Origin of the sequence: Clostridium lundense DSM 17049 (assembly GCF_000619945.1) — a bacterium.
GTDB lineage: Bacteria > Bacillota > Clostridia > Clostridiales > Clostridiaceae > Clostridium_AO > Clostridium_AO lundense.
The window spans coordinates 1-10,950 of sequence record NZ_JHVC01000043.1 but is presented as its reverse complement, the minus strand read 5'-3'; the positions used below and the strand labels follow the sequence as shown (position 1 = coordinate 10,950).

General features: G+C 27.9%; 5 protein-coding genes, 1 pseudogene and 2 riboswitches. All 6 genes and pseudogenes read left to right on the top strand.

Annotated features, from left to right (window positions below):
• Positions 1–1,082: pseudogene (locus T514_RS27095) on the top strand (hypothetical protein); the annotation flags it as partial.
• 68 nt (positions 1,083–1,150) lie between these two features.
• A complete protein-coding gene (locus T514_RS25970; protein WP_051542253.1) occupies positions 1,151–5,653 on the top strand; it encodes an Ig-like domain-containing protein in 4,503 nt (1,500 codons plus the stop codon).
• Between the two features lie 333 nt (positions 5,654–5,986).
• Positions 5,987–6,176: riboswitch (cobalamin riboswitch) on the top strand.
• 186 nt (positions 6,177–6,362) lie between these two features.
• Entirely contained in the window at positions 6,363–7,265 is a 903-nt protein-coding gene (locus tag T514_RS0121775) for an energy-coupling factor transporter transmembrane component T (RefSeq protein ID WP_027626643.1), read from the top strand.
• Positions 7,256–8,872, top strand: a complete 1,617-nt coding sequence (locus tag T514_RS0121770) for an ABC transporter ATP-binding protein (protein WP_034869996.1) — start codon at positions 7,256–7,258, stop codon at positions 8,870–8,872. Before T514_RS0121775 ends, T514_RS0121770 begins: the two co-directional genes overlap by 10 nt.
• Positions 8,873–9,556 carry an ECF transporter S component gene (locus tag T514_RS0121765; protein ID WP_027626641.1) on the top strand — a complete coding sequence of 228 codons (684 nt, stop codon included), beginning with the start codon at positions 8,873–8,875 and terminating at the stop codon, positions 9,554–9,556.
• Positions 9,557–9,646: 90 nt separating this feature from the next.
• Positions 9,647–9,829: riboswitch (cobalamin riboswitch) on the top strand.
• A 425-nt stretch (positions 9,830–10,254) separates the two neighbouring features.
• Positions 10,255–10,950, top strand: a 696-nt coding sequence (locus T514_RS25335; RefSeq protein WP_034869994.1) for a hypothetical protein, incomplete at its 3' end; no start/stop codon positions are given.

The window sequence follows — 10,950 nt, the reverse complement described above, 5'->3', positions numbered from 1 at the left end:
AGGCAGCACCAATAATATTAACTAATAATGATATAAAATCAGAATTAAAAGATTTTGTAAATAACAATATAATTTCTTCAAGCAATATAACTGCTATAGGTGGAGAGAGTGTAGTTCCATCAAGTATATTGGATAAATTAGAAGCTAAAGTAGAAGTAACAGAAATTAATAAAGATAATTCAGTTTTTGGAGAAGAAAAAACTGAAAAAGTTATAAATGGAGATTTATTAGTAAAAGGGAATAAGGTAACTTTACAAAATTTGAAGGTTAATGGAGTAATTACAGTAGATCCAGGTGAAAAAGGATCAACAGATATTAAAAATGTAACTGCTAACACTATAGTGGTAAAGTCAGGAGCAGAAAATAGTATTCATTTAGTTAACTCTAAAGCTGAAAAATTAATAGTTGATAGTAAAAGTGATGTAAGAGTTGAGTTAAAGGAAAATAGTAGTATAAATAATACTATCGTAAAGAGCAATACAATATTAGATAATGTTAAAGGCGATTTTGGTAATGTATTAATTGAAAATAAAGCAGTTCTTAAGGGAAAGTTTGATAAAACAGTTAATGTTAATAGTAAGGAAAATGTAGATTTTAATGGTGAGTTTGCTGAAATAAAGATAAGTAAAGAAGCAAAGATAAAAGTACAAAAGGGTTCAAAAGTAGAAAAAATATTAGCTAATAGTAAATGTGATATAAAAATTGAAAGTGGAGCTACTGTAAATAAAGTGGAAAAAGGAAATAATGATGTAAAAATAGATAAAAATATAAGCAGCAGCTCAGGGGGAGGCAGTAGTTCAGGGGGAAGTAGTGGTGGAATCACAAAACCTGAACAGCCTTCAGATGACAAATTTGAAGTAAATAAAAATGGTGATAAAGTTCAAATAAAAATTAAAAACAAAGAAGATGTAGAAGTTACTGTAACAGTATACAATTCAAATGATTCATTAGTATATATAGGACAAGATAATTTAAAGAATGGAATTAAACAGTTTAACACAATGTTAGATAATGGAAGTTATCATGGATACTACAAGTTTAAAAATGAAGAAAAAGTTAAAGTGGAATTTAAAATAAAGTAATTCATAGGAAGTGGAATATAAAAATTAAGAGATGTATAACACTTTTTTAAATATGAAGGAGGACCATAATGAAAAGAAAATGTAAAAATATAATATCTTTTTTATTAACGTTTTTGATGTTTTTATCCTCTTTTAATATTGGAATATTAAAAGATTATAAGGTTTTTGCAGCGGAAAATAATATAAAGGTAAAAGTAAGAATTGAAGCAAATGATCATACTATAATTTCAGAAAGGGAAATAGAAGTAAGTAATTTTGATTTAAAAGCTTATGGGGCTGCAGAGAATAGTAAGGATATAACAGCAGCACACGCTATTATTAAGGCATTAGAAAGTGAAAATGTTGATTGTAAGGATACTAATAAATTTAACTCAAATGGATGTACTTTTATAGATAATATAGTTAGTGTTAAACAAGGATTAGTATGTTCAAAAGATGGATGGATGTATTATATAAATAATAATTATGCACCAGACTATATAAATAAAGTAAATATAAAAAATGGAGATAATGTAGTAGTTTTTTTTCAAGAAGATTATGAAAAAAATACATATTCTTATTTTGACAAAAGTGTTATTAAAGTAAAAACAGGAGAAAATATTAATTTAAAACTTTTAGGATCAAAATATGATGTAAACACTAATGAATCAAAAGAAGTTGGAATAAGTGATGCAAAAATATTAGTTGATAATAAAGACTATATAGTTAATGGAAAATATATTAATACAGACAAAGAAGGAAATGTTACATTTACATTTGATAAAGAAGGAACTTATGAAATTTCAGCAGTAAGATTTGATAAAGATACAAAAAGAAGAGATATATCAAGACCTTATTGTAAAGTAGTAGTAAAAAAAGGAGAAGGAATAGTAGATAAAACTTCTCTTGTAAATTCCATAGATGAGGGAGAAAAGATTTTAAATACTGCTCAGATTGGTTCAGGAGTAGGTGAGTATTCACAGGAAGCTAAAGACTTACTTCAAAAATCAATAGAGGAAGTAAAGAGTGTATTAAATAAAGAAGGATTAACTATAGATGAGTTAAATGCAGCTAACACGAAGCTTCAGAATGAGATACTTAAGTTCAAAGAAAGCATAAATAAAGATGAAAGCTTACAAAATGTTATAGATAGTGTCGTTTCATACTATGCTACTTGGAAAGATAATAGTTTTAAAAGTCTTGATTTTATAACATCAATGGCTTTAAGAAGAGCTGGAGTGGATACAGACAAGCTTTTAAGCAAAGTAAATATTTATGGAATGGATGGATTACATAATAACGCTAGAAATGTTATGAATATTATAGGTGTTGGAAAAAATCCTAAAAATTATAGAGATAAAGATTACACTAAGTTTTTAATAGATTATAATTACGATAAGGAAGATACATCAGAATATATTGCTAAAGCTATTATAGCCATGGATATGGCAGAGATTGAATATAATAAAGAAAAAGTAGTAGGAGCACTTTTAAGTAAAGCACATGATGAAGGAGATGGAAAAGTTTCCTTTGGCTCAATAATACCAGGAGATTATGACGAATGGACAGGTGAAACTAGTGAGGATGAATATACACCATATATAGAACATACAGCTTGGAGTTTAATCGCCTTATCTAATCATAAAGATATAAAAAATTCAAAAGAAGTTATAGAAGGGATTAAAAAATATTTAAAGTTTAAGCAAGATAAAAATGGACTTATAGAGAATTCCTCAGATACAGCACTTACAATTCAAGGACTTATATGTTTAGAGGAAGATCCAAAATCTGATTATTGGTGTGTAAAAGATGGAGATAAAAAAATTTCCATGGTAGATGGAATGTTAAAATGTAAAAAAGATAATCAGTTTATGCTTCAGCCTAATTCAGGTATGGTATCAGATTTAGCAACTGCACATGTACTTGCAGCATTAGTAGATTTAAATACTATGACTTCTATGTATAGAAAGCTTAAATATGAAGATGTAAGTGTACCAGTTAAAGTACAAATTTATGGAGAAAAAGAAGTTTATAATGGAGGAAAGCTTAATTTAGAAGCTAAAGCTTTTGATTACAATAATGTGGTTATCAAAAATGCGGCTATTTCTTGGAAAAGTTCAGATGAGAAAATTGCTACAGTAAAAAATGGAGTAGTTCAAGCCTTGAAAGAAGGAGAATTAGAAATTACTGCATATATTACAGGTAGTGAAGGAATAAAAGATAGCATAAAAATAAAAATAACAACTCCTCCACAAATTGATTATAGTGATAGATTGAATAAAGAAATAGAATTTTTAAAAAATCATTATATGGCTTATGGAAAGTATGAATTTTTAGCATCACCAGGGGCTGTTTTGTCAGGTGTGGATAAAAACAGGGTAAAAGAAAATATATATAGATATTCTAAAAATTCTACTGCATTACAAGTTTCAAAAACAATTATAGCGCTTTTAGGAGCAGGATTAGATCCTAAAAATGATAATGTAAAAGATGAAAAAGTAAACCATATAGAAGTATTAGAAAAAGCTCAAGTGTCAGATGGAATAAATAAAGGAAAATTTATAGTAAATGAGGCTATGGATCAAAATTCTATAGAAACTCAAGCTTACTGCATTATAACTTTAGATTTAGTAGATGGAAAATATGATAAAGAATCAGCTATTAAAGCTCTTTTAAATATGTTAAATGACTCAAATTATAAAGAAACAGATTCATCATATAAATATATTAAAACAGAAGCAGTAGCAGTTACAGCTTTATCTAAACATAAGGATATTTCGGGAGTAGAAAATAAGATAAATGAATTAATAACATTTTTTAAAGAAAATCAAAATGAAGATGGAGCTTTTGATATGAAGGCTGGAAGTACCTTCCCTAATAGCCCAGCTGCTACTGGAACTGTAGTACAGGCACTCTTATCTAATAATATAGATCCATTATCATGGCAGTGGACTAAGAATGGAAAAACTATTTTAGATGGTATGTTAAAGAGCAAATTTGAAGGAAGAGATGCTTCCACATCAGGATATTCTCAAGGGTCAGGGCTTGGATTTGAAAACTCAGAAGCTTCTTATTATGCTTTTGCTGCATTAGTTCAGATGTTAAATAAAAAGCCTATTTATGACATGATAAAAGAAAACATAAAAGATAAGCCAGAAGAAGTGGTACCAAAAGATTATACATCCATAGTAAATGAATCAATAGATACAATAATAGGTAAAAATCTATTACTAAATAATGATTGGTATGCTGTTGAATTAAATAAGGCAGGAAAAGAAGTATCAAAGGATTACTTAGGAAAAGTTACAAAGCAAATAGTAGATGCAAAAGGACAATTAAGTAACGATACTGAGTATGCTAAAAAGATTATTAGTATTTTAGCTGCTGGAGGAGATCCAACTAATGTAGGTGGATATAATCTTGTTGAAAAAATATATAATGGTGATTTAGATCAAGGATTGAATGCTCATGTATTTGGACTTATTGCATTGGATTCAGGAAATTTTAATATACCAAAAGAAAGTAAATGGAATAGAGAAAAACTTATACAAACTATTTTAGAAAGAAAAACTAAGGATAATGGATGGACGTTTTTCGGAAGTAATGCAGATCCAGATGCTACAGCGATGACAATATCAGCTTTAGCTCCTTATTATAATAGCAAAAAAGAAGTAAAAGAAGCTATAGACAATGCAGTGGTAGCTCTCTCAAGTATGCAGACATTAAAGGGCGGTTTTAAATCTAGTGGAAAGGAAAATAGTAATAGTACAGCTATGGTTATAGTAGCGCTTTCTTCATTAAATATAGATTTAGCTACTGATGAAAGATTTATAAAAAAACACAATACTTTAATAGATGCATTGATTGGTTATAAAACAGAAGATGGAACTTTTGGATTTAGAGACAATAAATATAATGAATTAGCTACAGAACAAGCATTAAGGGCTTTAGTAGCATATAAAAACTTTAAAGAAGGAAAAGGATGTATATATAAATTTAATTTTATACCTAGTGAAGTTGAAGTAGAAAATATATTACTAGATAAAACTTTAGTGGAATTAAAAGTAGGAAAAACTTTAAAGCTTAATGAAAAAATATCACCAGAAAACGCTACAAATAAAAAAGTAATTTGGACAAGTAATAATACTAAAATAGCTATAGTAGATGAAAATGGAAATATAACAGCTTTAGGAGAAGGAGAAGCAATAATAAAAATTACAACAGCAAATGGAAAATACGCTGAATGTAAAGTAAATGTAAAAGGAGAAGTAATTCCACAAGATTTAGAAATTAAAAACTTAACAAATGTAAAAGAATTTAAATTACATTCTGATGCCAAAATAGCTATACAAGCTGTAAACAATAGTAAGGAATCTAAAAATGTAACTTTAATAGTAGGGGTATTTGATAAAAACGGAAGGCTTACAAACTATGTTGCAGTAAAGCAAAGTATAGAAAGTGGTAAAAATGTAGAGTTAAATGGAATACTAAAACTTCCTAAAGAAGGAGAATATGCAGTTAAAGCTTTTGTATGGGATGACCTAGAAGATATGAGATCACTTTCAAACGTGATAGAAATACCAGTAAAGTAAGGAAAAAATCATAAAGAATAATAGGACTTTTACTATGTAAAAGTCCTATTATTCTTTATTTATAAATTAGTTTTTGAATATTAGTAGAACAAAACTCTCAGCTATTTTTAATTCTTCATTTTTAACTTTTAAGTTAAGATTTTTACTATTATTAGGGGAAAAATTATTTTAAGTTGTCAATTTATATATGTTAACTAATGAAGAAGTAAGTATCATACATTATTTACTCTTTATAATTGTATGAAAATTATAGAAAAATAGTAAATGTTACAATAAATATATAAAAAATGTTGAATAAGGTATAATTATATAATATAATTATTAGGAGAAAATTGCATATTGGTGTTATTAGGTGCTGCCTTAAATCGGCAGTTAAAAGGGAAAGTGGTGAAAATCCACTACAGCCCACCGTTACTGTAATGCTAATGAAACCTTAAGTAAGCCACTGGATAAAATATATCTGGGAAGGTAAGGGAGTAAAATGAAGCTAAGTCAGGAAACCTGCCTAGTAATTGTTGATTCTTTCGGAGGGAAAGATATATACTCAGCTGGTAGAAATATTTTTATTGTATTTATAGTAAAAATATAAGCTTATGTTATTTTTAGGACCTCTTTAGGTCCTTTTTTATTTGTATATATGTATTTTTTAATTGTTGGGAAATAAAAAAGTATTTATTAAAGAGTAAAAAATAAATAGGAAGTGATTTATATGCTCACATATAAAAATAGAAATACGTTTTTACAAAAGTTACATCCTCTAACAGGAATACTGTTTATTACAGTATATATATTATTGTTTTTACAAATAAAAAATCCAATATACTTATTTGTAATGTTAGTCAGTCTTTTAACTCTTGCGTATATGGATAATTCATTAAAAGATTTAATTTCATATGCAAAGCTAATATTACCTTTTGCGTTATTGATGATAATATTGAATCCGATTATGGTCCATGAAGGTAAAACTGTGATATATCAGGGACACATAAATTACCCAGTAGTAGGACCTATGAGGATTACTTTAGAGGCTATAATTTATGGAATATTTAATGGTATCAGAGTTATTTGTGTAACACTTACTTTTGGATTTGGAAATTTAATAATTCATCCTGATAGAGCTTTTGGATTTTTCTCTAAGTTTTTAAAGAAGTCTTCATTGCTTATGAGTATGACTATAAGGCTTTTTCCTACTATGATGAATTCTTATGAAAATATAGTTAATGTTGAAAAGCTTAGAGGAAATAAGATATTTCACAAAGATATGAAAAAAACAATTAAATACAGCGGAAATATAGTGAATATATTATTTCTATCAAGCTTAGAGGATTCTCAAGATATGGCAGAATCTATGTATTCAAGAGGATATGGAGCTTTTAAAAAAAGAAGTTCTTATTTTTATGAGAAATTTACATATGGAGACATAATTTTGATTTTAGTATATATCTGTATTTTTGTGTATTTTCAGTATTTTAATTTTAAAGGATTCAATGCTTTAAATTTTTATCCTAAGGTAGATAATCCATTAAAGACATTATCAACTCACGGATATATACTTTCTATAATGATGTTTGTTCCAGCATTAATAAATTGGAGGTGGAAAAATTGCAAATAATAAATATAGATGAAGTTACATTTAATTATCCGGAATGCGAAAAAAGTGCTTTAAAGGATATAAGTTTATCAGTGAAAGAAGGAGAACTTGTATTAATTGTAGGACCATCAGGATGTGGTAAATCTACACTTATAAGACTTTTAAATAGGATAATTCCAGATTATTATGGGGGAACATTAAAAGGACAAGTATATATAAAAGATAAAAAAATTGAGGAATTTACCAATTACGACATGGTGAAAACTGTAGGAATGGTTTATCAACATCCAGAGAAGCAAATTATTCTTCAAGATGTAGAAAGAGAAATTGCTTTTGGACTTGAAAATCTTAATACTGATATAAATATTATGAAAAGGAATGTGTCAGAAGTTATATCATTGCTTGGATTAAACGAAATTAAGGACAAGCAAACTACAGAAATATCTGGAGGACAAAAGCAAAGAGTAGCAATAGCTTCAGTAGTTTCTATGGACCCAGATATTATATTATTCGATGAACCTATATCTCAGCTTGATCCTATAGCAGGTGAAGATGTGTTAAATTCTATAAAAAAGTTAAATAGAGATATGGGAAAAACTATAATTCTTGTAGAGCAAAGATTAGATAAATGTTTCCATTTAGCAGATAGAATTATATTTATGGAAGAAGGAAGGATTATAGGGGAAGGAACTCCTAATAATATTCCTAAAAATATACATAAGAAATATCACTTGCCTAATATTACATACATATTTAAAAAGGCTGGAAGAGATGTTTTACCGATAACTGTAAAACAAGGAAGGGAAGCTTTGAATAATTTATGTTTTGAGGAAATAAAAAATGATTGTAAAAGCTTTTCAAATAGTATTATGGAAGTTAATAAAGTAAATTTTGAGTATGAAAAAGGTAGTAAGACTTTAAAAAATATAAATTTTAAACTGCACAAAGGAGAAGTAATGGCTGTTATGGGCGAAAATGGTGCAGGAAAAAGTACTCTTTTTAAAATAATATGTGGACTTATAGATAGTTATACTGGAAAAGTTTTAATAGAAGGTGAAAATCTAAAAAAAATTAGTATAGACAAAAGAATTAAAAAAATAGGGTATCTTTCTCAAAACCCAAATGATTATTTTGGAAGAAAAACTGTTTTTGATGAAGTAGGATATACTTTAGAAAATATTAATGAATATGATGAAAAAAGGGTCAATAGTGTATTAGAACTTTTAGATTTAACACATTTAAAGGATAGAAATCCAAGGGATTTAAGTGGAGGAGAAAAGCAAAGAACAGCTATCGCTTGTACATTAGTTACAGATCCAGATGTTCTTATTTTGGATGAACCTACTCGAGGAATGGATTCTATGGCAAAAGAAAACCTGGGCTCTATTATAAAGGAACTATCTTCAAGAGGAAAATCTATTGTGCTTATAACACATGATGCTGATTTTGCAGGAGACTACGTTAACTCTGTAATGCTTATGTTTAATGGTGAAATTGTAGCAAAAGGTGATGCAAATACTATATTATATGATTCTATATACTATTCTCCACAAATTGCTAAAGTTTTTAAGAAAAAGTGTAGAGTTATAAAATCAGAAGATGCCATTGAAATTTTGAAGGTGATGTAAATGAAAAAAAATATTAAGTTAGGTCCTATAATTATTATTTTATATACAATAATATTACTTTCAATGACCTATTTAGGGTTTGGATTGGAAAGAGCAGTAGAAATATCTGCACTATTTATTATAGGTACATTTATAGTTTTATTTGAAAGTAAGGAAATGGACAGTAAGACTATGGCTGCTCTTGCAACAATGTCAGCTCTGGGAGGAGTATTAAGAGTGCCTTTTGCAGGAATACCAGGTTTTCAGCCAGTTACATTTATATGCGCGGTAACAGGTTACACATTAGGACCTATAAATGGCTTTATGGTAGGTGCAATGTGCACATTTATTTCAAACTTTTTCTTAGGACATGGCCCTTGGACTTTATGGCAGATGTTAGCATGGGGGCTGTGTGGAGTTTTTTTTGGATTACTGAAGAACAAAATTAGTAAGCTTGGGATAAATGGATTTATAATATTGTGTGGTGTTTGGGGATATATCTATGGAACTATATTAAATCAATGGTATGTTTTAGAGTTTATGAGACCAGTTACATTAAAAACTATATTAGCTGGTAATATATTAAGTTTTTGGCATGATACATCACATGCAATTAGTAATGTAATTTTTGCAAAGTTATTTGGAGAAACTTTCATAGAAGCTTTAGAAAGATATAATAAAAGGAATAAAGTTATAAGAGGTTAAAATAAATAAAAATTAAATAAAAGATAATAAAGTTTTATATAATTTTATTCAGAAATTATTTACATACCTGCTGTGTATTAAATAATAAAATATTAAATACATAATAACTGTATAAATTTATATGAAGTAAAAGGGAAAGAGGTGAAAGTCCTCTACGGTCCGGCCACTGTAATTGGGGAGCAACTTTTAAGAATCCATTGAGATAAATCTTGAGAAGGGAAAAGTTTAGCGAAGAACCACAAGTCAGGAAACCTGCTTTATTATTTTAGATACAACTTCCAGGGAGAGTTAAGTATCAATAATAATTTGAATGTTATTATGATAAATGTAAATCAATAAAAAAGTCTTAACTTTCTTTGAAGGTAAGACTTTTTTGTTATTTAAAATAAAGTTTATATCAGCATTAATCATTGGATTTAATCTTAAAATTTTAAAAGCTCAATATTAATAGTTTTAACGCCAATAAAACTATTAATAAATTTTAATATTTTATTAAAATTAAATGGTTAATGAAATAAACTAGAGAAATGAGCAAAAATATTAAGTTTATCTTCTGACTAATGCTGATTATATAAATATATACATTTCAATTATATCAAAATTTAAGTATTTGAAAAAGAGAGGGGAGGATAATTAATCTATATAATAGTCTAATAAGTTTAGCGATCTTTTTCAAAATTTTAATAGGAGGTTAGTGTATGTTTAACAAAAAGCAGTGTAAGAGTATGCTATGCATGCTAATGACATTTGTTATGGTTTTCACTAGTGTAGATAGTGGAATTGTAGGAATGAAAACAGTATTTGCAGAAGCTGCTAAAGAAGACAGTTCAGTAGTAAAAAATGATAGTAAAGCTACTGAAAATTCAAAACAAGATGATAAAGCTTTAAAAGTTGAAAATAGAGCTACTGAAGAGAAAAAAGAGGTCATTAAGGAGGATAAAAAGGAAAGTTCCTCTAAAAATGTTAAAAAGGATATTGAAAAGCCATCAGTAAATGAAGAAAAGAAGGATGTAATTGATGGGAAATTAGATATTCAAGATATAGTAAACAAAATACAAAGTGATAGTATAGGAACAATTTCTATAAAAATAGTAAATGATTTTACAAAAGTAAAGGTTGGAGATCAAATTGAACTTCAGGTAAAGGATGAAAATAATCAAGCAGTACCTGTGGAAAATTTAACTTTTACAATGAATGATGAAAAGTTAGGAAGAATGGATGAAAAGATTTCTAATAAATTTATAGTATTAGGATCAGGAACCATTGTAATAAAAGCAGCATTAAAGGACAAGCCTAATTTAAGTGATGAGGTAGAGTTTAAAGTCCAGGGAAATTCAGAAACAATTCCGGGGACAACAGCAACAGCAGTACCACAAACAGATTCAATTAAAGTA